Source organism: Rhodococcus sp. JCM 9793, assembly GCF_055380405.1.
Genome location: NZ_AP043721.1, coordinates 4,400,275 through 4,422,414 on the forward strand (window position 1 = coordinate 4,400,275; position 22,140 = coordinate 4,422,414).

The 22,140-nt window shown below is 61.6% G+C and carries 19 protein-coding genes and 3 rRNA genes; 2 read left to right on the forward strand and 20 right to left on the reverse strand.

From position 1 onward, the window contains the following. Positions 1 to 16 precede the first annotated feature (16 nt). Together ACZ46K_RS22450 and nucS are read right to left on the reverse strand one after the other, a co-directional pair. Entirely contained in the window at positions 17 to 355 is a 339-nt protein-coding gene (locus tag ACZ46K_RS22450; RefSeq protein WP_464744866.1) for an ATP/GTP-binding protein, read from the reverse strand. Between the two features lie 3 nt (positions 356 to 358). Next, positions 359 to 1,036 (reverse strand): endonuclease NucS, encoded by a 678-nt coding sequence (gene nucS, locus ACZ46K_RS22455; protein ID WP_054807898.1) that lies wholly within the window; start codon positions 1,034 to 1,036, stop codon positions 359 to 361. Positions 1,037 to 1,079: 43 nt separating this feature from the next. On the opposite strand from nucS, the gene ACZ46K_RS22460 reads away from it, so the two are divergent. After that, the gene (locus ACZ46K_RS22460; RefSeq protein WP_464744868.1) at positions 1,080 to 2,624 is read left to right on the forward strand and encodes an adenylate/guanylate cyclase domain-containing protein; all 1,545 of its coding nucleotides are present in this window, start codon (positions 1,080 to 1,082) and stop codon (positions 2,622 to 2,624) included. Between the two features lie 10 nt (positions 2,625 to 2,634). Here the strand turns inward: ACZ46K_RS22460 and ehuA are convergent, their stop codons facing one another. The 8 genes from ehuA to murA all read right to left on the reverse strand — a co-directional run bounded on the left by ehuA (position 2,635) and on the right by murA (position 13,130). Further along, positions 2,635 to 3,399 carry an ectoine/hydroxyectoine ABC transporter ATP-binding protein EhuA gene (ehuA, locus tag ACZ46K_RS22465; RefSeq protein ID WP_054807686.1) on the reverse strand — a complete coding sequence of 255 codons (765 nt, stop codon included), beginning with the start codon at positions 3,397 to 3,399 and terminating at the stop codon, positions 2,635 to 2,637. Positions 3,400 to 3,460: 61 nt separating this feature from the next. Beyond that, positions 3,461 to 4,105, reverse strand: coding sequence for an ectoine/hydroxyectoine ABC transporter permease subunit EhuD (gene ehuD / locus ACZ46K_RS22470; protein ID WP_054807684.1), 645 nt, complete (start codon positions 4,103 to 4,105; stop codon positions 3,461 to 3,463). Further along, the gene (gene ehuC, locus ACZ46K_RS22475; protein WP_054807685.1) at positions 4,102 to 4,836 is read right to left on the reverse strand and encodes an ectoine/hydroxyectoine ABC transporter permease subunit EhuC; all 735 of its coding nucleotides are present in this window, start codon (positions 4,834 to 4,836) and stop codon (positions 4,102 to 4,104) included. Before ehuC ends, ehuD begins: the two co-directional genes overlap by 4 nt. A 16-nt stretch (positions 4,837 to 4,852) precedes the next feature. Further along, positions 4,853 to 5,755 carry an ectoine/hydroxyectoine ABC transporter substrate-binding protein EhuB gene (ehuB, locus tag ACZ46K_RS22480; RefSeq protein ID WP_464744870.1) on the reverse strand — a complete coding sequence of 301 codons (903 nt, stop codon included), beginning with the start codon at positions 5,753 to 5,755 and terminating at the stop codon, positions 4,853 to 4,855. A gap of 228 nt (positions 5,756 to 5,983) precedes the next feature. Next, positions 5,984 to 6,100: ribosomal RNA gene (rrf, locus tag ACZ46K_RS22485) — 5S ribosomal RNA — on the reverse strand. A 68-nt stretch (positions 6,101 to 6,168) separates the two neighbouring features. After that, positions 6,169 to 9,305, reverse strand: a 23S ribosomal RNA gene (locus tag ACZ46K_RS22490). A gap of 304 nt (positions 9,306 to 9,609) precedes the next feature. Beyond that, positions 9,610 to 11,130: ribosomal RNA gene (locus tag ACZ46K_RS22495) — 16S ribosomal RNA — on the reverse strand. The 16S, 23S and 5S rRNA genes sit together here, the layout of an rRNA operon. Before the next feature lie 737 nt (positions 11,131 to 11,867). Beyond that, the gene (gene murA / locus ACZ46K_RS22500; RefSeq protein WP_054806057.1) at positions 11,868 to 13,130 is read right to left on the reverse strand and encodes a UDP-N-acetylglucosamine 1-carboxyvinyltransferase; all 1,263 of its coding nucleotides are present in this window, start codon (positions 13,128 to 13,130) and stop codon (positions 11,868 to 11,870) included. Between the two features lie 57 nt (positions 13,131 to 13,187). Between murA and ACZ46K_RS22505 the strand changes: the two genes are divergently transcribed. Further along, on the forward strand, positions 13,188 to 13,760 hold the full coding sequence (locus tag ACZ46K_RS22505) for a cob(I)yrinic acid a,c-diamide adenosyltransferase (protein WP_054806058.1): 573 nt from the start codon (positions 13,188 to 13,190) through the stop codon (positions 13,758 to 13,760). A 9-nt stretch (positions 13,761 to 13,769) separates the two neighbouring features. Here ACZ46K_RS22505 and ACZ46K_RS22510 read toward each other — a convergent pair whose 3' ends face one another. From ACZ46K_RS22510 to ACZ46K_RS22555, 10 genes are all read right to left on the reverse strand, one after another. Beyond that, positions 13,770 to 14,192, reverse strand: a complete 423-nt coding sequence (locus ACZ46K_RS22510) for a DUF2550 domain-containing protein (protein WP_464744872.1) — start codon at positions 14,190 to 14,192, stop codon at positions 13,770 to 13,772. Between the two features lie 50 nt (positions 14,193 to 14,242). Further along, entirely contained in the window at positions 14,243 to 14,608 is a 366-nt protein-coding gene (locus ACZ46K_RS22515; RefSeq protein WP_054806059.1) for a F0F1 ATP synthase subunit epsilon, read from the reverse strand. 6 nt (positions 14,609 to 14,614) lie between these two features. Then, on the reverse strand, positions 14,615 to 16,063 hold the full coding sequence (gene atpD, locus ACZ46K_RS22520) for a F0F1 ATP synthase subunit beta (protein WP_054810032.1): 1,449 nt from the start codon (positions 16,061 to 16,063) through the stop codon (positions 14,615 to 14,617). A 6-nt stretch (positions 16,064 to 16,069) separates the two neighbouring features. Then, a complete protein-coding gene (locus ACZ46K_RS22525; protein WP_464744874.1) occupies positions 16,070 to 17,044 on the reverse strand; it encodes a F0F1 ATP synthase subunit gamma in 975 nt (324 codons plus the stop codon). A gap of 48 nt (positions 17,045 to 17,092) precedes the next feature. After that, positions 17,093 to 18,736, reverse strand: coding sequence for a F0F1 ATP synthase subunit alpha (gene atpA, locus ACZ46K_RS22530; RefSeq protein ID WP_464744876.1), 1,644 nt, complete (start codon positions 18,734 to 18,736; stop codon positions 17,093 to 17,095). A 60-nt stretch (positions 18,737 to 18,796) separates the two neighbouring features. Further along, entirely contained in the window at positions 18,797 to 19,612 is an 816-nt protein-coding gene (locus tag ACZ46K_RS22535) for a F0F1 ATP synthase subunit delta (protein ID WP_054810034.1), read from the reverse strand. 5 nt (positions 19,613 to 19,617) lie between these two features. Then, complete coding sequence (locus ACZ46K_RS22540) at positions 19,618 to 20,181, reverse strand: F0F1 ATP synthase subunit B (RefSeq protein WP_464744878.1); 564 nt, start codon at positions 20,179 to 20,181, stop codon at positions 19,618 to 19,620. Between the two features lie 13 nt (positions 20,182 to 20,194). After that, entirely contained in the window at positions 20,195 to 20,446 is a 252-nt protein-coding gene (locus tag ACZ46K_RS22545; protein ID WP_054806060.1) for an ATP synthase F0 subunit C, read from the reverse strand. A gap of 90 nt (positions 20,447 to 20,536) precedes the next feature. Then, positions 20,537 to 21,385: a F0F1 ATP synthase subunit A gene (gene atpB, locus ACZ46K_RS22550; protein WP_464744880.1), complete on the reverse strand. Its 849-nt coding sequence runs from the start codon at positions 21,383 to 21,385 to the stop codon at positions 20,537 to 20,539. A gap of 260 nt (positions 21,386 to 21,645) precedes the next feature. Continuing rightward, the gene (locus ACZ46K_RS22555) at positions 21,646 to 22,068 is read right to left on the reverse strand and encodes a hypothetical protein (protein WP_464749443.1); all 423 of its coding nucleotides are present in this window, start codon (positions 22,066 to 22,068) and stop codon (positions 21,646 to 21,648) included. Between the last annotated feature and the right edge of the window lie 72 nt (positions 22,069 to 22,140).

Genomic DNA, 22,140 nt, shown 5'->3' on the forward strand with positions numbered 1-22,140 from the left:
CTCAACCCCGCGCCGGTCAGGACCGCCTTCGGGTCGGTCCCCGCTTCGCGCGGGCCGCCCAGCACCCGTTGTGCCAGTGCCGACGATCGTCGGCGCCCCCGGGGACATCGATCGACCAAGCCACGATGTGAGGCGTCCCCGGAGCGATCTCGTGGTCGCATCCGGGACACCGGTACGGTTTGGTCGCTCGCGATCCTGGCACTGTGCGCACTGTGAACTGTTCGGATTCCGCGCCGGTAGGTCCCGACTCGCTCCGCGTGGTCCCCCAGCCGAAGGACGAGGACCCAGTGCCCGACGAATCGGCGTCCGCTTTCGCGCGTGTGCGCGACGCCTGGGGACGATTCCGTCGTGGCATGGCTCAGAACAACCGGAATTCAGTGCTCTCGGTTCCGCGCAGCGCCTCGTAATCGAGCACGAGGCAGCGGATACCGCGGTCGGTCGCGAGGGTCTTGGCCTGCGGCTTGATCTGCTGGGCGGCAAACACTCCGGTGACGGGTGCGAGAAGCGGATCACGATTGAGCAGTTCGAGATAGCGGGTGAGCTGTTCCACGCCGTCGATCTCGCCGCGCCGCTTGATCTCGACCGCGACCGTGGCACCGTCGGCGTCGCGGCACAGCAGGTCGACAGGCCCGATGGCCGTGGGAAATTCGCGGCGAACCAGGCTGTATCCTGCGCCGAGTGTTTCTACATGTTCGGCAAGCAGTTCCTGCAGGTGCGCTTCGACACCGTCCTTGATCAGGCCCGGGTCGATCCCGAGTTCATGGCTCGAGTCGTGCTCGATCTCTTCGAGGGTGATGCGCAACTGCTCCCCTGCCTTGTTCATGACCACCCAGAGCGCCTCTACCCCCTCCTCGGGCGCCTCTTCCGAGAGCCAGCACGGCGGGCTCATCCAGTTGAGGGGTTTGTAGGCACGGTCGTCGGCATGAACACTCACCGACCCATCCGCTTTCACCAACAACAATCGGCGTGCGGTGGGAAGATGTGCAGTCAGACGTCCGATGTAGTCGACACGGCAACGAGCAATCACTAGGCGCACACAGCCCACCCTAAAGGATGACCTCGTCTACTCTCGAACGACCATGTCAGCACGCAACAGCCGCACCTCGCCGCTCGGTTCCGCGATCCTGGGGCAACCGGAGGAACCGGTCCGCCGACTCCGAATTCGGGTCCAGTCGTTGCTGACATTCTCGCTCGCCGGCACCCACATCATCGGAGCATTGATCGCGGCGACCCTCATCAATGTGGTGATTCCAGGACCGTCACTGCTCACCTCCGAGTTCCTCATCGTGACTGCTGTCCTGGCACCGGCGTATGTGGTGGTGGCGATCGTCGTCGGCACCGTCCTCGGTACCCGCTACGGCGTGGATCGATTGGGTTGGGCTCTCGATGGCCGTCGCCCCACCCCCGAAGAGCAACGCACGGCCCTGAACCTTCCCTTGCGCATGACCCTGCAGCAGGGTTTCCTCTGGATCATCGGGCTCGTCCTGTTCACCACGTGTCTCGGGATCATCGATCCCGACACCATTCCCAAGGTGTCGATCACGATCCTGCTCGCGGGCACCACCGTGTGCGGATTCGTCTACGCCTTCACCGAATTCGCACTGCGCCCGATCGCGGCACGAGCGCTCGAGGCAGGTGCACCCCGCCGTCATCGCTTCGCCGGGACCACCGGGCGTGTGATGCTCGCGTGGACACTCGGCAGCAGCATCCCCGTGATCGGGCTGATGTTGATCGCCGTGTTCAGCTTCATCCGGCCGGTCACCCCGGTCCGGTTCGCAGTGACCATCCTCGCGCTCGGCAGCATCACCCTGCTCGTCGGTTCGTTGCTTCTGTTTCTCAGCGTGCGCTCGAGCATCGCGCCGATCGAATCGGTGCAGTACGGCATGTCACAGATAGAGAAGGGCGACCTGAACACCAAAGTCGTGGTGTACGACGGCACCGAACTCGGCGAACTCCAGGCCGGATTCAACCGCATGGCCGAAGGTTTGCGGGAACGGGAGCGCATCAGAGAGGTATTCGGCAGGCACGTCGGCCGGGATGTCGCGGCCGAAGCTCTCGCCAACGCCGATATCCTCGGCGGCGAGGAACGCGACGTCGCGGTGCTGTTCATCGACATCGTCGGGTCTACGACGCTCGCGGCCGAGAGACCGCCCGTCGAGGTCGTCGCCTTGCTCAATCGATTCTTCGCGGTGGTCGTCGAGGAGGTCCACCGCGCCGGCGGGTCGGTCAACAAGTTCGAGGGTGACGCGGCGCTGGCGATCTTCGGTGCGCCCGTCCGGGTCGACGACGCATCCGGTCGCGCCTTGCGGACCGCACGCACGATGGCGCAGCGCCTCGCGGTCGAGGTCCCCGACTGCCGCGCCGGAATCGGGGTTGCCGCGGGTCGGGTGGTGGCAGGAAACATCGGCGCCGCAGAACGTTTCGAGTACACCGTCATCGGAGATCCGGTGAACGAGGCGGCGCGCCTGTCCGATGTCGCGAAGACCGCACCGGGCTACGTGGTGGCATCGGGTCGCGCCGTCGACACCGCAACGAGCGACGAAGCATCCGAATGGACCGTGCGCGACGAAATCACATTGCGCGGAAGGTCGGAGGTCACTCGGCTGGCAGTACCCGCCGAGTGACCTCGCTCCCTCACTCCCCTGCGAGGACTGCGTCGAGGAACTTGCGGGTACGTTCCTCTTTCGGGTTCGTGAAGATGACGTCGGGCGGTCCCTGTTCGATGATCCGCCCCTTGTCGAACATCAGGACACGGTTGGAGACGTCGCGGGCGAAGTTCATCTCGTGCGTGACGATCAACATTGTGATGTCGGTGGTGTCCGCGATCCGGCGCAGAACGTCGAGCACATCGGCAACCAGTTCCGGGTCGAGCGCCGATGTCACCTCGTCCAGCAGCAGGATGTCCGGGTCCATCGCGAGCGCGCGGGCGATGGCCACGCGCTGCTGCTGACCACCCGACAGCTGAGTGGGGTGCGCCTTCTCCTTGTCGGACAGGCCGACCATCGCGAGCAGTTCCCGTGCACGCGCTTCGGCGTCGGCCTTCTTCCGACCCAATACGTGGATGGGAGCCTCGGTGAGGTTCTCCATGACGTTCATGTTCGGAAACAGGTTGAAGTGCTGGAACACCATGCCGATGCTCTGCCGCACCTTTCGCAGATGCTTCTCCGACGCGGGAACGAGCTTCGAACCTTTGCGCTCATGACTCAAAGGCTCCCCCTTGACCCACACCACGCCCCCGTCGATCTTCTCCAGGGTCATGAGCAACCGCAGGATCGTGGTCTTTCCCGAGCCGCTCGGGCCGATCAAGGTCACACGGTCGCCGGCTGCAACCTCGAAGTCGAGGTGATCGAGCACGACGTTGTCGCCGAACTGCTTCACCACGGATTCGAAGCGGATCATCGGATCGCCCGACGCCCCGCCGTCGGACGGACCCGCAGTTCCCCCGGTGTCTTTGGTCAGGTCAGTAGGCAAGACGACGCTCCAATCGGCGAATCAGCAATGAGGTCGGGTAGCTCGCGATCAGGAAGATCAGTCCGGCCAACGTCAGCGGCTCGAGATACTGGAAATTCCTGGCACCGAACTGCTGAGCTGCGGTCACCATCTCGACCACCGTGATGGTGAAGAGGAACGGCGTGTCCTTGAACATCGAGACTGCGTAGTTTCCGAGGGCCGGGATCACCCGGCGCACGGCCTGCGGGAGGATCACCGCCCGCCACGTGCGAGTGTTCGGCAACGACAGCGCCCGGGCCGCCTCCCACTGACCCACGGGTACCGCTTCGATTCCTGCTCGGTACACCTCGGCCATGTAGGTCGAGTAATGGATGCCCAAGACCGCGATACCGATCTGCAATGCAGAGAACTGGGGAAGCATGTAGTACACGAAGAGAAGCTGCACAACCAACGGTGTCAGACGGATGAACTCCACGACGCCGCCGAGCACCATCGCGAACGGTCGCGGCAACGTGCGTCGAGCGATCGCCACGACCAGGCCCAGTACAGCGGCGAGGACGAAACCGAGGACGGTGGCGAGCAGCGTGATCTTGAACCCGTCGAGCAACACCGGGAGCGCGTCCCAGGCGCGTTGCCAACTCCAGTCGACGCTCATGTCTTCACCTCCTCGGGCTTGTCGAGCACCGGTGCGAGACCGAAGATCTCACGCATCGACGGCCCTGTGCCCAGCCTGCTCTTGGCTCGCACTTCGAGTGCATTCATCAACAGCGTCAGCACATATCCCACGATGAAGTACAGAACGAGCCCCACACCGAAGGCGAAGAGGGTGTCACCGGTACTACGACGCAACTGCTCGATCTCGAATGTCAAGTCGTGCAAAAGGATATAGCTCGCGAGCGCGGTGCCCTTGAGCAACTGGATCAACAGGTTCGTCAACGGCGGGATCATCTCTGCCCATGCCTGAGGAAAGATCACCCGCCTGAGACGCTGCCAGTAGCTGAAGTTCAATGCGGTCGCAGCTTCCCATTGAGGACGAGGAACCGACGCTATGGCACCGCGTACAACTTCCGCGCCGTAGGCGCCGTAGTTCAACGACAGCGCGAGGATGCCGCACACGATCGGCTCGAGTCGATAACCGAACAACGGCATCACATAGAAGAACCAGAACAACTGCACCAGGAGCGAAGTGCCCCTGAAGAACTCGATGACAACCCGGGAACTCCCCCTCAGGATCAAGTTCTTCGCACCCGCCGCCAATCCGAGACTGACGGCGAGCAGAAATGCGAAGAACGCACTACCGATCGTGAGGTACAGAGTGACCAGGATTCCATCGAGTATTCGAGGAAACGCGCTTGTCAGCGCCTCGATATTCGAACCGAAATCCATTCTGGAGAACCCGCTCTCAGGACACGCCCTCGCAGAGGCTCTCTGTGGTCAGTTCAGGATCGGGCAACTCGTTCTCGGTGAAACCGAACTCCCCCACGATCGACAGGTACTTGTCCTTGTCCGATGTGATCTTTGCGAGTTCCTCGTTGTATGCGTCCCTCAGCTCCTCGTCACCCTGACGGAACACAGTGCCGCCGGCGCCGACCTGAGGAACACCGTTGATCTCGGCGACGAACGACTCGGTGACATCGACCGGAGCCGACTCGTTGTTCTGCTTCATCCAGTTGAGTGAGATACCGGTCAACGCGAATACATCGGAACGTCCGTTGATCACGGCATCCATGCCGTCCTGCGCTGATGCGACCTGCGTTGCATCGATACCCGATTCCTCGGCGTAGTCCGACTCGATCGCGCCGGTCATGGTCGCCAGGCTCGCGCCACTGTCTTTGATCGACTGGATGTCCGACAGGTTCTGAGGATTGCCCTCAGGCACCATCAACGCGGTCGTGTAATTGAATTCGGGCTCGCTGAACAACGCTTGCTCGCAACGCTGGGGCAGGATCGACATGCCTGCGCTGACAACATCGAACCGACCGGCCTGCAGACCTGGAATGAGCGCACCGAAGTCGGTGGCCACGCCTTCAACATTGTCGATACCGAGGTTCTTGAAGATCTCACGGTGCAAGGCAACCGTTGCTCCGGTGAGGTCACCGTCCTGCATGAAGCTGTAGGGCGCCTCGCCGGCGAACCCGACCGTCACGGTGCCCGCTTCCCTCAGGCTCTCGAGAGACGTTCCGCCTTCGGCACCGCCTCCAGGGTTGGTACTGGTGCATCCGGCAACCGATGCGCCGACCAACCCGAGTCCGGCAATTCCTGCAGCGAACCTCACGGTCGCGCTCTTGCCAAATCGCATCCTCATCGTCCAATCCCTTTCGTCGTCACTAGGAACGACCCGGGAGGATCCGCACCGCTTTGCAGCACGACCCAACGGATCTGCCCAGCGGACGTTACCCAGTGAAAGGGTCAAACCGGAAACCAGAACCGCGTTGTTACCATCTCGTAACCTGATTGGTCGGCTCCACAACACAAACCGATAGAAAACACGAAAGGGGCCCACACAAAAGTGTGAGCCCCTCCCGGAACGGGTGTTCGGCGGCGACCTACTCTCCCACACCCTGACGAGTGCAGTACCATCGGCGCAGACAGGCTTAGCTTCCGGGTTCGAAATGGGACCGGGCGTTTCCCTATCGCTATAACCACCGTAACTCTATGAAACTATCCCGACGAAACGGGTGCTGTTTCAGAAACCGCACAGTGGACGCGTAGCACCTTCATGGTAAGTCCTCGGCCTATTAGTACCAGTCACCTCCACACATTACTGTGCTTCCAGATCCGGCCTATCAACCCGGTGGTCTGCCGGGGGCCTTACCCCCACAAAGGGGGTGAGAAACCTCATCTTGGAACAGGCTTCCCGCTTAGATGCTTTCAGCGGTTATCCCTTCCGAACGTAGCCAACCAGCCATGCCCCTGGCGGGACAACTGGCACACCAGAGGTTCGTCCGTCCCGGTCCTCTCGTACTAGGGACAGCCTTCCTCAAGTTTCTTACGCGCGCGGCGGATAGAGACCGAACTGTCTCACGACGTTCTAAACCCAGCTCGCGTGCCGCTTTAATGGGCGAACAGCCCAACCCTTGGGACCTACTCCAGCCCCAGGATGCGACGAGCCGACATCGAGGTGCCAAACCATCCCGTCGATATGGACTCTTGGGGAAGATCAGCCTGTTATCCCCGGGGTACCTTTTATCCGTTGAGCGACACCGCTTCCACATGCCGGTGCCGGATCACTAGTCCCGACTTTCGTCCCTGCTCGACCTGTCAGTCTCACAGTCAAGCTCCCTTGTGCACTTACACTCAACACCTGATTGCCAACCAGGCTGAGGGAACCTTTGGGCGCCTCCGTTACATTTTAGGAGGCAACCGCCCCAGTTAAACTACCCACCAGGCACTGTCCCTGAACCCGATCAGGGTCCGAGGTTAGACATCCAATACGATCAGAGTGGTATTTCAACAACGACTCCACAAACACTGGCGTGCCCGCTTCACAGTCTCCCACCTATCCTACACAAACCGAACCGAACACCAATACCAAGCTATAGTGAAGGTCCCGGGGTCTTTTCGTCCTGCCGCGCGTAACGAGCATCTTTACTCGTAATGCAATTTCGCCGAGTCTGTGGTCGAGACAGCAGAGAAGTCGTTACGCCATTCGTGCAGGTCGGAACTTACCCGACAAGGAATTTCGCTACCTTAGGATGGTTATAGTTACCACCGCCGTTTACTGGGGCTTAAATTCTCAGCTTCGCCACACAAGTGCAGCTAACCGGTCCTCTTAACCTTCCAGCACCGGGCAGGCGTCAGTCCGTATACATCGTCTTACGACTTCGCACGGACCTGTGTTTTTAGTAAACAGTCGCTTCTCTCTGGTCTCTGCGACCCCACCCAGCTCAGAGTGCAAGACTCATCACCAGACAAGGTCCCCCTTCTCCCGAAGTTACGGGGGCATTTTGCCGAGTTCCTTAACCACAGTTATCTCGATCGCCTTAGTATTCTCTACCTGACCACCTGTGTCGGTTTGGGGTACGGGCCATGTGAAAGCTCGCTAGAGGCTTTTCTCGGCAGCATAGGATCACTGAATTCACCACAACGGCTACGCATCACCTCTCAGGCTTCACAAGTGGCGGATTTGCCTACCACTCGCCCTACAGGCTTACACCGGCTACTCCACCAGCCGGCCCAGCTACCTTCCTGCGTCACCCCATCGCTTGACTACTACCACCGAAGGTCCCATGCATCCACAACCCCATCCCCCGAAGGGAACAGACCTGCTTCAGGACAGTTAGTACCGGTGATTCATCATGGGCGCGTTCACACGGGTACGGGAATATCAACCCGTTGTCCATCGACTACGCCTGTCGGCCTCGCCTTAGGTCCCGACTCACCCTGGGCGGATTAACCTGGCCCAGGAACCCTTGGTCATTCGGCGGACGAGTTTCTCACTCGTCTTTCGCTACTCATGCCTGCATTCTCACTCGCGTGGCCTCCACAACTAGTTCACACTGCTGCTTCCACGGCCACACGACGCTCCCCTACCCATCCACACCACTGCACACCATCCCGCAGGACAATGCGTGTGTTATGCGAATGCCGCGGCTTCGGCGGTGTACTTGAGCCCCGCTACATTGTCGGCGCAGGACCACTTGACCAGTGAGCTATTACGCACTCTTTCAAGGGTGGCTGCTTCTAAGCCAACCTCCTGGTTGTCTCAGCGATCCCACATCCTTTTCCACTTAGTACACGCTTAGGGGCCTTAGCCGGCGATCTGGGCTGTTTCCCTCTCGACTACGAAGCTTATCCCCCGCAGTCTCACTGCCGCGCTCTCACACCCTGGCATTCGGAGTTTGGCTGACGTCAGTAACCTTGTAGGGCCCATCGGCCATCCAGTAGCTCTACCTCCAGAGTGAAACACGCGACGCTGCACCTAAATGCATTTCGGGGAGAACCAGCTATCACGGAGTTTGATTGGCCTTTCACCCCTACCCACAACTCATCCCCTCAGTTTTCAACCTAAGTGGGTTCGGGCCTCCACGACGTCTTACCGTCGCTTCACCCTGGCCATGGGTAGATCACTCCGCTTCGGGTCTAGAACATGCCACTGCAACGCCCTATTCGGACTCGCTTTCGCTACGGCTACCCCACACGGGTTAACCTCGCGACATGCCGCTAACTCGCAGGCTCATTCTTCAAAAGGCACGCCATCACCACCAGCAGACCAAACTGCTCGACGGCTTTGACGGATTGTAAGCGCACGGTTTCAGGTACTATTTCACTCCCCTCCCGGGGTACTTTTCATCTTTCCCTCACGGTACTTGTCCGCTATCGGTCACCAGGGAGTATTCAGGCTTATCGGGTGGTCCCGACAGATTCACACCGGATTTCACGGGCCCGGTGCTACTTGGGTATTCACATCAACAGTCACCATGTTTTCGTCTACGGGACTCTCACCCTCTACGACAGGCCGTTCCAGACCACTTCGACTAACACGATGATTTCTTACTGTTGGCCGGCTCAGCAGCGCCGACACAATGAACCCCACAACCCCACAAGTGCAACCCCTGCCAGGTATCACACACCCATGGTTTAGCCTCTTCCGCGTTCGCTCGCCACTACTGACGGAATCACATGTTGTTTTCTCTTCCTGTGGGTACTGAGATGTTTCACTTCCCCACGTTCCCTCCACACCGGCTATATATTCACCGGCGGGTAACACGACATCACTCGTGCTGGGTTTCCCCATTCGGAAATCCTCGGATCACAGCTCGGTTGACAGCTCCCCGAGGCATATCGCAGCCTCCCACGTCCTTCATCGGCTCCTGGTGCCAAGACATCCACCGTACGCTCATAAACACTTACAACAAAGATGCTCGCGTCCACTGTGCAGTTCTCAAACAACACACAACAACCCCTACCGGAACCCGCCCACAAGCGAAGAACTTTCGTAGATCATCGTCGCTGATCAAACACGAACAACGTGTTCTCTCAGGACCCAACAGCGCACCGATATAACCACCACGAAACAAGACTGAGCCCGCTTCTACTGCAGTGATACTTGTCAGCGTTCCACCCATGAGCACCACCGGATTACATATGAATCCGAAATGGCTCTGCCTGCTCCCCCGACACCAACGTGTCGATCCGAGACAGGAAGTTGCTCCTTAGAAAGGAGGTGATCCAGCCGCACCTTCCGGTACGGCTACCTTGTTACGACTTCGTCCCAATCGCCGATCCCACCTTCGACGGCTCCCTCCACAAGGGTTAGGCCACCGGCTTCGGGTGTTACCGACTTTCATGACGTGACGGGCGGTGTGTACAAGGCCCGGGAACGTATTCACCGCAGCGTTGCTGATCTGCGATTACTAGCGACTCCGACTTCACGGGGTCGAGTTGCAGACCCCGATCCGAACTGAGACCGGCTTTAAGGGATTCGCTCCACCTCACGGTATCGCAGCCCTCTGTACCGACCATTGTAGCATGTGTGAAGCCCTGGACATAAGGGGCATGATGACTTGACGTCGTCCCCACCTTCCTCCGAGTTGACCCCGGCAGTCTCTTACGAGTCCCCACCATTACGTGCTGGCAACATAAGACAAGGGTTGCGCTCGTTGCGGGACTTAACCCAACATCTCACGACACGAGCTGACGACAGCCATGCACCACCTGTATACCGACCACAAGGGAAACCACATCTCTGCAGTCGTCCGGTATATGTCAAACCCAGGTAAGGTTCTTCGCGTTGCATCGAATTAATCCACATGCTCCGCCGCTTGTGCGGGCCCCCGTCAATTCCTTTGAGTTTTAGCCTTGCGGCCGTACTCCCCAGGCGGGGCGCTTAATGCGTTAGCTACGGCACGGATCCCGTGGAAGGAAACCCACACCTAGCGCCCACCGTTTACGGCGTGGACTACCAGGGTATCTAATCCTGTTCGCTACCCACGCTTTCGTTCCTCAGCGTCAGTTACTGCCCAGAGACCCGCCTTCGCCACCGGTGTTCCTCCTGATATCTGCGCATTTCACCGCTACACCAGGAATTCCAGTCTCCCCTGCAGTACTCAAGTTTGCCCGTATCGCCTGCAAGCCCGCAGTTGAGCTGCGGGATTTCACACACGACGCGACAAACCGCCTACGAACTCTTTACGCCCAGTAATTCCGGACAACGCTCGCACCCTACGTATTACCGCGGCTGCTGGCACGTAGTTAGCCGGTGCTTCTTCTGCAGGTACAGTCACTTGCGCTTCGTCCCTGCTGAAAGAGGTTTACAACCCGAAGGCCTTCATCCCTCACGCGGCGTCGCTGCATCAGGCTTTCGCCCATTGTGCAATATTCCCCACTGCTGCCTCCCGTAGGAGTCTGGGCCGTGTCTCAGTCCCAGTGTGGCCGGTCGCCCTCTCAGGCCGGCTACCCGTCGTCGCCTTGGTAGGCCATTACCCCACCAACAAGCTGATAGGCCGCGGGCTCATCCTGCACCAGTAAACCTTTCCACCACAGGACATGCATCCCGTGGTCGTATCCGGTATTAGACCCAGTTTCCCGGGCTTATCCCGAAGTGCAGGGCAGATCACCCACGTGTTACTCACCCGTTCGCCACTAATCCACCCAGCAAGCTGGGCATCATCGTTCGACTTGCATGTGTTAAGCACGCCGCCAGCGTTCGTCCTGAGCCAGGATCAAACTCTCCGTAAAAGACTCTTGATTTCACTCCGAAGAGCTAATCGGTCATAGACAAAAGAGCCAAATCACTAGCATTCAAACTCAAACTAGCAAAACACTGACCACCACAGACGGAAGAATGTGATGATCAGCAATCGACCACCGACAAAATCGGTTGGTCGCACCAAATAATATTGGCACTGACATTCATCGGCACACTGTTGAGTTCTCAAAGAACACGCACACACCGTCGATCCCGGACCATTGTCCGCTTTCTCGGGGGTTACTTGTTCGGTATCGCAACCACTTTGGGAAGTGGTGCGGCTTCCAACCTTACCAGAAGATTGACGGCCGTGAAACTTTCAGGCGCCTTCGTCCAACCTCGTGTCCCTGACCTTGCGGTCCGGGTCGGTGTCCGTGTCGCTCTGACCTGGATTAAGTTACGCGACTGTGAACAGACTGCCAAACCCGCAGGTCGGACGCTTTTCCTGCAACGTTCCCGCAGGTCACGCCTGCGAAACCTGACGGATCACCGCAAAATCATCATTCGTGACGCGCAGCACAGCTGGTCTGCACGCGCCCCTGGAGAAGCGCCGACCAAGGGAATTGCTCGCTACAGCAAAGGGTTTCGACGGTCGACGCATTCGGCGAAGCAAATCAGAGCCCGAGAAGAGCCGGCGACAACTCCGGAACGGAGCACACCTCGACTCGAAGTAGGCCCAGGAACCGCTGTGTCGCCGCGACGTCGTCGACGTCGGGGTCGCGGTAGATCAGTCTTCGCTGCCGACTCGCTCGATGGTCCCGCCGAGCTCGGTCAAGTTCTCCACGAACCTCGGGTATCCGCGATCGATGTGGTAGACGTCGTGGACCTCTGTCACCCCGTCGGCACACAGACCAGCAAGCACGAGCCCTGCACCAGCACGGATATCGGATGCCCACACCGGGGCGCTCGACAACTCTTCGACACCCCGCACCACTGCGTGGTGTCCGTCGGTGCGTGCGTCTGCACCCAGTCGGATCATTTCCTCGACGAATCTGAAACGTGCTTCGAAGACGTTCTCGGTGATCATCGATGTTCCATCGGCGACGGCGGCAAGTCCGATCGCCATGGGCTGAAGGTCGGTCGGGAACCCGGGGTACGGCAGGGTCGCAAAGTTGACCGCGCGAGGCCGGTCTTCCTGAACCACGTGGAATCCGTCGGCGTGCGGCGTCACCTCGGCGCCGGCACCGCGGAGCTTCTCGAGTACCAATGCGAGGTGCTTCGGGTTCACTCCACGGACCATCAGGTTGCCCCGGGTCATCACGGCGGCGATCCCCCAGGTCGCCGCAACGATGCGGTCTCCGATGCATCGGTGCGTCGCGGGCTCGAGTGACGACACTCCGACGATATGCAGGGTCGTGCTTCCGGCACCGGTGATTCGTGCGCCCATCTGCACGAGCATGTTGCACAGATCCACGATCTCGGGTTCACGGGCCGCGTTGTCGATCGTGGTCTCACCCTTGGCCAGAACGGCGGCCATCAGGATGTTCTCGGTCGCGCCTACCGACGGGAACGCCAACCGGATCGCAGCGCCGTGCAGATCGTCGGCCTCGGCCACCACACATCCGTGCTCGATCGTGCTGTGTGCCCCGAGTAGCCGAAGTCCGGTCTGGTGCATGTCGAGGGGACGGGAACCGATCGCGTCCCCACCGGGAAGCGCGACGACCGCGCGCCTACAGCGCGCGACCAACGGACCGAGGACACACACGGACGCACGGAACTGCCGTACCGCAGCAAAATCAGCGTGGTACTCGGGTTGCGCAGGCGTCGTGATGCTCACTTCGTCGCCCTCGAGCACGACCTCGCAGCCGAGTCCGCGCAGCACCTCTGCCATCAGCGGGACGTCGAGGATGTCGGGGCAGTTCGTGATCGTGCTGGTGCCCTCGGCCAGGAGGGCCGCTGCCATCAGTTTGAGCACACTGTTCTTGGCACCGCCGACAGAGACGTCACCGACCAGCCGGCTACCGCCGGTCACAAGAAAGCGTTCACTCACAACGACACAGCGTAACCAGGTCTCTCGGAGAACATCGGAGCCGGTACCGTGGCGGCCATGGCTGTCCACCTCACAAGGATCTATACCCGCACCGGCGACGACGGAACTACGGGCCTCAGCGACTTTTCCCGAGTGTCGAAGAACGATGCCCGGCTGGTCGCGTACGCCGACTGCGACGAGACGAATGCTGCGCTCGGTGTCGCGCTCGCGCTGGGGTCGGTTCCCGACCGTGTGATCCCCGTGATCCAGCAGATTCAGAATGATCTGTTCGACGCAGGAGCCGACCTGTCCACTCCGGTTGTCGAGAACCCCAAATACCCGCCGCTGCGGATCACACAGGAGTACATCGACCGGCTCGAACGCTGGTGCGACGAATTCAATGAAGAGCTCGAGCCGCTCAATTCGTTCATCCTGCCCGGCGGAACTGCGGCCGCGGCGCTTCTGCACACGGCCCGCACCGTTGCTCGCCGTGCGGAGCGCTCCGCCTGGGCGGCCGTCGAGGTTGCGCCCGACGACACGAACGTTCTTCCTGCGAAGTACCTCAATCGGTTGTCGGATCTGCTGTTCATCCTCAGCCGTGTCACGAACCCGGACGGCGACATCCTCTGGAAGCCCGGCGCCGGCGCATAAGAGGTCGGATCACCCGAGGCGGCGGCGCTGCGAACGTTCGTCAGGCCTGGATTCGAGCCAGGACAGGAACGCTGTGCGTGCGCCGCTGTCGAGTGCCACTTCGTAGGTGCTGCCGTTGTCGGCGATCTCGAGAATGACGATGTCGTCGGTCATGATGTCGAATTCGCTACCCGCCGGCGCGCGACGGGATCGCACATCGATGCCCTGACGACTCATTCGTGAGTCCGGGCCAGGTTTGATGCTCGACAGTTTGTAGAAGACGAGCGTGTTGTCGCCGTAGCGGATGATGCCGTGTCTCCAACCGGAACCAACGGCGCGAGGCATGACCCGCAGGATGGCGGCGGTGCCACCGCCGCGAAGTTTGGTGAAACGGAAGAGGAAAGCCGCGACGGAGGCCGCGAGCAGCACCACCAGGAAAATGAGAACGATCATTCCTACTGACACTGCTCGTCGGCTCCGTCGCGGCTTTCCCGTTGCCTGACTCAGGCTCGCTCGACGGCCCGCAGGCGGCCCTTGGCCACCGCGATCTCGGCTTCGTCCTGGCTCTCGGCCAGAACCGCCTTGGCTGCCTCGACGTCGATCGAGTCCACGAGATCGGCGGACTCCGCAAGCACGGTCACGGTCGTCGCGGTCACCGAGAGGAACCCACCGTGCACCGCGAGGACGATGCGCTCGCCGTTCGCAGTCTTGACGGACACGACGCCACCCTCGACGAGCTGGCCGAGAACCGGTTCGTGACCGGCCATGACGCCGATCTCACCTTCGGTGGTCTGTGCGGTGACCAGCGTCGCCGCGCCGGACCACAGGCGCTCCTCGACAGCGACGACGTCCACGGTCATTTCAGCCATAGCGGCCTACTTCCCGGCGATCTTCTTGGCTGCGGCCTCGACGTCGTCGAGTCCACCGCAGCTGTTGAACGCCTGCTCGGGCAGATGATCGAACTCGCCCTTGCAGACGCGGTCGAATGCCTCGATGGTGTCGGCCAGCGGCACGACGGAGCCCGGCTGACCGGTGAACTTCTCGGCGACGATGAAGTTCTGGCCGAGGAACTTCTGAAGACGACGTGCACGGTTGACCGTGACCTTGTCTTCTTCGGAGAGCTCGTCCATACCGAGGATGGCGATGATGTCCTGCAGTTCCTTGTACTTCTGCAGGATCCGCTTGACCTCGTTGGCGACCCGGAAGTGATCCGCACCGACGATGCCCGGCTCCAGGATGCGCGAGGTCGACGTCAGCGGGTCCACAGCGGGGTAGATACCCATCTGCGAAATCGGACGCGAGAGCTCGGTGGTCGCATCGAGGTGCGCGAACGTGGTCGCGGGCGCCGGGTCGGTGTAGTCGTCGGCGGGGACGTAGATCGCCTGCAGCGAGGTGATCGAGCGTCCACGGGTCGAGGTGATGCGCTCCTGGAGCTCACCCATCTCGTCCGCCAGCGTCGGCTGGTAACCCACGGCGGAAGGCATACGACCGAGAAGGGTCGACACCTCGGAACCGGCCTGGGTGAAACGGAAGATGTTGTCGATGAACAGCAGGACGTCCTGGCCCTGAACATCGCGGAAGTACTCCGCCATGGTCAGTGCGGACAGAGCGACGCGCATACGCGTTCCCGGCGGCTCGTCCATCTGGCCGAAGACAAGGGCGGTGTCCTGGAGGACGCCCATCTCTTCCATCTCGAGGTGAAGGTCGGTGCCCTCACGGGTGCGCTCACCGACGCCGGCGAACACCGACGTACCGGAGAACTCACGCGCGATACGGGTGATCATCTCCTGGATCAGAACGGTCTTGCCGACACCGGCACCACCGAACAGACCGATCTTGCCGCCCTTGACGTACGGGGTCAGCAGGTCGATGACCTTGATGCCGGTCTCGAGGATCTCGGTCTTGCCCTCGAGCTGATCGAAGGCCGGGGGCTTGCGGTGGATGCCCCACTGCTCGCCATCGCGACCGAGGCCCGGGGTGTCGAGGCAATCGCCGAGGGCGTTGAACACGTGGCCCTTGACGACATCACCGACGGGAACCGAGATCGGCTTGCCCGAATCGAAGACTGCGGCACCACGGGTGAGCCCGTCGGTGGGCTGCATCGAGATGGTGCGCACCAGGTTGTCGCCGAGGTGCTGCGCAACCTCGAGGGTCAGCGTCTTGGCCACCGACGGGAGGGCGACCTCGGACGTCAGGGCGTTGAAGAGGGCGGGTACGGCGCCACGCGGGAATTCCACGTCGACGACGGCGCCGATGACGCGGACGACGCGCCCGGCCAGGGCCGACGCCGCACCGGCGTTGTTGTCGGTAACTGCTGCGGTCATTGTGGTTCAGTCACTTCCTGCACTCGAGGCGAGCGCACCGGCACCGCCGACGATCTCGCTGATTTCCTGGGTGATCTGGGCCTGGCGGGCCTGGTTCGCCTGACGGCTGAGGGTGTTCACCAGTTCCGTGGCGTTATCGGTTGCAGCCTTCATCGCGGTACGACGGGCAGCCGACTCGGAGGCTGCCGCGTCCAACAGCGACGCGAAGATTCGCGTGCTGATGTACTTCGGCAGAAGCGCGGCAAGGAGCGTTCCGGCTTCGGGCTCGAAGTTGTAGTCGGGCTGAGGTCCGGAACCCCGATGACCGTCGCTGAGCATGTCTTCGCCCAGTTCGATCTCGTCCTCGGTGACGCTCACCTCGAGAGGCGCCATGCGACGCACCTCGGGGGTCTGGGTCAGCATGGACACGAACCGGGTGTAGACGATGTGGAGCTCGTCGACGCCCTCGATGGTGCCTTCTCCGTTGGGAGCGGGAACCTCGGAACCGGACCCGGCCATGAACAGCTCGACCAGGTGCCGGCTTGCCTTCGCGGCATCGGTGTACCGGGGCTCCTGCGAGAACCCGGTCCACGCACCCGCGACCGCACGTTCGCGGAACGTGTAGAACGCCAGACCTTTACCGCCCAGCACGTACAGCACGGGCTCTTTGCCCTCGCTGATCAGCAGCTGGCGAAGCTCCTCCGCCTCCTTGAGGACGTTGGAGTTGTAACCACCGGCCATACCGCGGTCGCTGGTCACGACCAGCACTGCGGCACGCTTCGGGTTCTCGCGCTCGTTGAGCAGGGGGTGATCCAACGACGCAGACGCGCTCGCCAGTTCCGAGAGGACCTTGGTGATCTCCTCGGCGTACGGCTTGGATGCTGCCACTCGGGCCTGGGCCTTCGTGATGCGCGACGTCGCGATCAGTTCCTGCGCCTTGGTGATCTTCTTGGTCGAGTTGACCGACTTGATCCGCGAGCGGAGCTCACGCAAGTTCGCCATTCGTCGATCACACTCCCTTCACTGGACGCTGGGTCATGGTCTCCACACTCACTTGCGAACGGAGGTGCGCTTGACGGAGACCTGCTCCTGCTCGACCTCGTCGGCTCCGAGAGTCTCGGCCTCAGGGTCGTTCACGACGCGGCTGCCGTCGGAGGCGATGAAGCCTTCCTTGAACTTGTCGGTTGCGGCCTTGAAGGCATCGGCGGACTCGTCGGTCAGCGCCTTGCCACCGGAGATCTGCTCGTAAGCGCCTGCAGCGTTCCGGTGCAGGTCCTCGAGAAGCTCTGCCTCGAAGCGACGGATGTCGCCCACCGGGACGGAGTCGAAGACACCTTCACCGGCGAGGTAGATCGACACGATCTGGTCCTCGACGGCGATCGGCGAGTACTGGTCCTGCTTGAGCAGCTCGACCAGACGCTGGCCGCGCTCGAGCTGGGCCTTGGAGGCAGCGTCGAGGTCGGATGCGAAGGCTGCGAAGCCTTCGAGTTCGCGGAACTGCGCGAGCTCGAGACGCAGAGAGCCGGAGACCTTCTTCATGCCCTTGGTCTGTGCGGCACCACCGACACGGGAGACCGAGATACCGACGTTGATCGCCGGACGGACACCCTTGTTGAAGAGGTCGGACTCGAGGAAGACCTGGCCGTCGGTGATGGAGATGACGTTGGTCGGGATGTATGCGGAGACGTCGTTCGCCTTGGTCTCGATGATCGGCAGAGCCGTCAGCGAACCGCCGCCGAGTTCGTCGGACAGCTTGGCGGAGCGTTCGAGCAGACGCGAGTGCAGGTAGAAGACGTCGCCGGGGTATGCCTCACGTCCCGGCGGGCGACGCAGCAGCAGGGAGATGGCACGGTATGCCTCGGCCTGCTTGGTGAGGTCGTCGAACACCACCAGGACGTGCTTGCCCTGGTACATCCAGTGCTGGCCGAGAGCCGAGCCGGTGTAGGGGGCGAGCCACTTGAAGCCGGCGGAGTCGGAGGCCGGAGCTGCGACGATGGTGGTGTACTCCATCGCGCCGTTCTCCTCGAGGGCCTGCTTGACGCCCGCGATGGTCGAACCCTTCTGGCCGATTGCGACGTAGATGCAGCGGACCTGCTGCTTCGGGTCGCCCGACTCCCAGTTCGCCTTCTGGTTCAGGATCGCGTCGATGCAGACGGCGGTCTTGCCCGTCTTGCGGTCGCCGATGACGAGCTGACGCTGTCCGCGGCCGATCGGGGTCATCGCGTCGATGGCCTTGATGCCGGTCTGGAGCGGCTCCTCGACGGGCTGGCGCTCCAGCACGGACGCGGCCTGCAGCTCGAGGGCGCGGGTCTCGTCGGCTTCGATGTCGCCGAGTCCGTCGATCGGCTGACCGAGCGGGTTCACGACGCGTCCGAGGAAGTTGTCGCTCACCGGCACCGACAGAACGTCGCCGGTCCGCTTGACTTCCTGGCCCTCCGCGATGCCCTGGTAGTCACCAAGGATCACGGCACCGATTTCGGTTGCCTCGAGGTTGAGGGCCACGCCCAGCACACCGCCGGGGAACTCCAGCAACTCGTTGGCCATCGCCGACGGCAGACCGCTGATGTGCGCGATTCCGTCACTGGTATCGACGACGACGCCGACCTCCTCGCGGGAGGCCTCCGGGGAGTAGCTCGCGGTGTAATTGTCAATCGCGCTACGGATCTCGTCGGAGGAGATCGTCAGCTCCGCCATGTTCTTCCTGCTCTCGGTATCTGGTCTTCGAAAAGATCTATGTGTGTGTTCGGAAGTGGACTACGTGAGGCTCTTACGCACTGCTGCGAGTCGCCCCGCTGCCGTGCCGTCGATGACCTCGTCGCCCACCCGGACGACCAATCCACTGAGAAGCTCGGGATCGACCTCGACGTGCACCGTCACAGGCTTCCCGTAGACGCGGGTCAGCGTCGCGGCAAGCCGGCTCGACTGCTCTTCGTTGAGAGCGGCCGCGCTGCGCACATGGGCCACGGCCCGGTCGCGCTGCGTTGCGGCAAGTGCCGACAGCTCGTCGAACGTGTCGGCCGGGGACGCCTTCAGGCGACCCACCGCGTGCACAGCGAGAGTCGACGTGATTGCCGTCGACTTGCCGTAGAGCAATCGCGAGAGAAGCTCGCGCTTGGCCTCCACCGACGTGTTCCTGTCGGAAAGCGCCTGCTCGAGTTCGCCGTTTCCCGAAACGATGCGGCCGAGTCGGAAGAGCTCGTCCTCGACGGTGTCGAGCTGGTCCTGGTTCGCTGCTGCCTTGAGCAGGGACTCACGACCGAGCTGCACGAGCGAGTTGGTCAGGTCGGATTGCGCCGACCAGTCCTGGCCAACCGCGGCTTTCACGGTCGCGAGAGCTGGGGTCGAAACCTTGCTCCCGAAGACCTGCTCGGCCAACGTCTCGCGAACGGCCGCGGGGGCCGAGGCGTCGGCCAGCGCACCGCGAAGGGTTCGCTGGCTGTCGAGCGCCTCGACCACCGAGAGCAGTTCCGAGCCGGCCTGAGCCGCAGCGGCAGTCTCGGCACCCGAGCCCAGAGCGGACTGCAGTGCGGACCGCGTATGAGCGAGTGCCTCACGGCTTGCTGCGTACATTGTGCTCACTTTCCGGATGCAGAGTCAGCGCTGAGGGAGTCGAGTTCGTTGAGGAACCGATCGATCGATCCGGCACGCTTGACGTCGTCGGCGAGAGACTCACCGATGATCTTCTCGGCGAGATCCACCGAGCTGCGACCGAGGTCGCTCCGGAGTTCGGCCACGATCTGCTGGCGCTGGGCCTGCAGCTGGTTGTGACCCGCAGCGACGATACGGTCGCTCTCCTCCTGTGCCTGAACCTTCATATCGGCGATGATCTGCTGGCCCTGGGTGCGGGCCTCCTCGCGGATCTGTGCAGCCTCGGTGCGGGCTTCGGCGAGCTGAGCGCGGTACTGCTCGAGCGCCTCCTTCGCCTCTGCCTGGGCTTCTTCCGCCTTCTTGATGCCGCCTTCGATCAGCTCCGAACGCTCGTCGAGCACCTTCTGGAACATCGGAAGTACGTACTTCCAGAAGACGAAACCGACGACGATCAGGGCGACCAGCGACCAGACGATGTCGTACGTCGCGGGCAGGAGGGGATTTGGAGTCGCCCCTTCCTCTGCCGCGAGAATCAGGATGCTGTCAGCCATGGTTGTCGTCGAATCAGAAGATGAAGCCGGCGACGATGCCGATCAGGGCCAGGGCCTCGGTGAATGCGATACCGAGGAACATCGTGGTGCGCAGCTGTCCGGCCATCTCGGGCTGACGGGCCATGCCCTCGATCGCTTTGCCGACGACGATGCCGATGCCGATGCCGGGGCCGATGGCGGCGAGGCCGTAGCCGACTGCACCGAGACCGCTGAAGACGGTCTCTTCCTGTGCGAGGACATCGACTGCCTGAAGCGCAACGCTCATTGGTGTTCCATTCCCTTTCTTGTGGCTCGGCCCCGGGGGTCGGCAACCGAGTCAGTCTGTGTGTTTCTGTCGGTCGTGCTGGTCTGCGAGCTAATGCTCTTCTGCGTGCAGAGCCAGATCGATGTACACCGCCGTGAGCAGCGCGAAGATGTAGGCCTGCAGAACGATCACGAGAAGCTCGAAGAAGGTGAACGCGATGCCGCCGATCAGCGAGCCGATACCGAACACCTTCATGATTCCGTCGGAATCGAAGAAGAAGAACTGCGTGGCGCTGAAGAACAGCACCAGCATGATATGGCCGGCCAGCATGTTGGCCATGAGACGAATGGTCAGCGTGAACGGGCGCAGGAGGAAGGTCGAGACGAACTCGATCGGAATCACCAGCACGTGCAACGCAGGGGGGAGGTTCGGAATGACGATGCTGCTCTTCACGTAGCGGAAGAAGCCGTACTTCTTGATGCCCACGTAGTTGAAGACGATGTAGGCGAGCGCGGCGAGCACGATCGGCATACCGATACGGGCATTCGACGAAATGTTGAGGAACGGAATGACCGATGTCAGGTTCATCCCGACCACCAAGAAGAAGATGGTGACGATAACCGGAAGGAATCGGCGTCCTTGTTCCTTACCGAGGATGTCCTCGGCGATATGGATACGAACGAAGTCGAGCATGATCTCGGCGACATTCTGGACGCCACGAGGCACGATCTTCGGGCTGCGCATGGCCAGCACGAAGAACAGCGCAACGATCACGGCCATGGCGACGCGGATGATCATCAGCCTGTCCATCTCGAAGGGGGTACCTTCGAACAGGACGGCCGGTGGGAAAAAATCGGCTAGTGACGGCGCGTGGAATTCTCCGGCTGCCAAGGTGGTGACGCTCAGCGCTCTCTCCCGTAGTCGGCCGCAGGCATTGCCGTCTGCGGTTCGATCGGACATTGACGATCCAACATGTCGACCAGGTCGGCTCGCATGTGCGCCAGTGCTCCGAACCGCGATACTCGGTTCTGCTTCTGCCGTTGTCGGCGACTCTCGTCGACTCGGCGGCCATTTGAACACGACCGCCTACCAAGTGACAACTGCTCGCGCTCACCCAGTAGGTGCACACAGTGCCACTCGCGTAATGCTCACACTATCAACTGTTCTACGACAGTGCGTAGGTGGGGCACTACCAGGGAAGTAATTGCCACACGTAACTACTACTCTGCGTCGTTTACTGGGGGGTCGTCGGCGGCGGACGACCGCGGCTCGACGTACAGCGCGCGCTGTGACACCACGCCATAGGTCTCGGCCCCGAGGACGATGATCAATGCGAACACGATCGTGAGAACCAGCGAGCCCTTGCTGTAGAAGTCGAGCGGCTTCAGCAGGGCCATCACGACGATCGCCAGAATGAGCTTGAGGAGCCAGGTCCCGAGCAGGACAGCACCCGCGGTGATCGCAGGAAGCTTCGCCGTCAGAAGCACTCCCAGCGCAGTGAACAGGATGAATCCCCCACCGACGGCTGCTCCGATGAGAGCTCCCCACACTCCGGGAAGCTCGGCGACCAACCACCCGATCACCGACGCGATCACGGTGAGCGCGAGCAGACCCAGCACGCCGTAGCGGACCGCTGCGCGCATCGGGGCCGACGAGTCGGGCAGTGCGGGCAGGATCGGATCGGAACCGTGCTGATCAGGAGAGCTCACGATCAC

Bases quoted from the DNA above. Each gene is read 5' to 3' on its own strand.
- ACZ46K_RS22450 (WP_464744866.1), bottom strand. From the start codon at position 355: ATGCCACGACGGAATCGTCCCCAGGCGTCGCGCACACGCGCGAAAGCG.
- ACZ46K_RS22460 (WP_464744868.1), top strand. From the start codon at position 1,080: ATGTCAGCACGCAACAGCCGCACCTCGCCGCTCGGTTCCGCGATCCTG.
- ehuA (WP_054807686.1), bottom strand. From the start codon at position 3,399: ATGATCCGCTTCGAATCCGTGGTGAAGCAGTTCGGCGACAACGTCGTG.
- ehuD (WP_054807684.1), bottom strand. From the start codon at position 4,105: ATGAGCGTCGACTGGAGTTGGCAACGCGCCTGGGACGCGCTCCCGGTG.
- ehuC (WP_054807685.1), bottom strand. From the start codon at position 4,836: ATGGATTTCGGTTCGAATATCGAGGCGCTGACAAGCGCGTTTCCTCGA.
- ehuB (WP_464744870.1), bottom strand. From the start codon at position 5,755: ATGAGGATGCGATTTGGCAAGAGCGCGACCGTGAGGTTCGCTGCAGGA.
- ACZ46K_RS22505 (WP_054806058.1), top strand. From the start codon at position 13,188: ATGGCTGTCCACCTCACAAGGATCTATACCCGCACCGGCGACGACGGA.
- ACZ46K_RS22510 (WP_464744872.1), bottom strand. From the start codon at position 14,192: ATGATCGTTCTCATTTTCCTGGTGGTGCTGCTCGCGGCCTCCGTCGCG.
- ACZ46K_RS22515 (WP_054806059.1), bottom strand. From the start codon at position 14,608: ATGGCTGAAATGACCGTGGACGTCGTCGCTGTCGAGGAGCGCCTGTGG.
- atpD (WP_054810032.1), bottom strand. From the start codon at position 16,063: ATGACCGCAGCAGTTACCGACAACAACGCCGGTGCGGCGTCGGCCCTG.
- ACZ46K_RS22525 (WP_464744874.1), bottom strand. From the start codon at position 17,044: ATGGCGAACTTGCGTGAGCTCCGCTCGCGGATCAAGTCGGTCAACTCG.
- atpA (WP_464744876.1), bottom strand. From the start codon at position 18,736: ATGGCGGAGCTGACGATCTCCTCCGACGAGATCCGTAGCGCGATTGAC.
- ACZ46K_RS22535 (WP_054810034.1), bottom strand. From the start codon at position 19,612: ATGTACGCAGCAAGCCGTGAGGCACTCGCTCATACGCGGTCCGCACTG.
- ACZ46K_RS22540 (WP_464744878.1), bottom strand. From the start codon at position 20,181: ATGGCTGACAGCATCCTGATTCTCGCGGCAGAGGAAGGGGCGACTCCA.
- ACZ46K_RS22545 (WP_054806060.1), bottom strand. From the start codon at position 20,446: ATGAGCGTTGCGCTTCAGGCAGTCGATGTCCTCGCACAGGAAGAGACC.
- atpB (WP_464744880.1), bottom strand. From the start codon at position 21,385: ATGTCCGATCGAACCGCAGACGGCAATGCCTGCGGCCGACTACGGGAG.
- ACZ46K_RS22555 (WP_464749443.1), bottom strand. From the start codon at position 22,068: ATGCGCGCAGCGGTCCGCTACGGCGTGCTGGGTCTGCTCGCGCTCACC.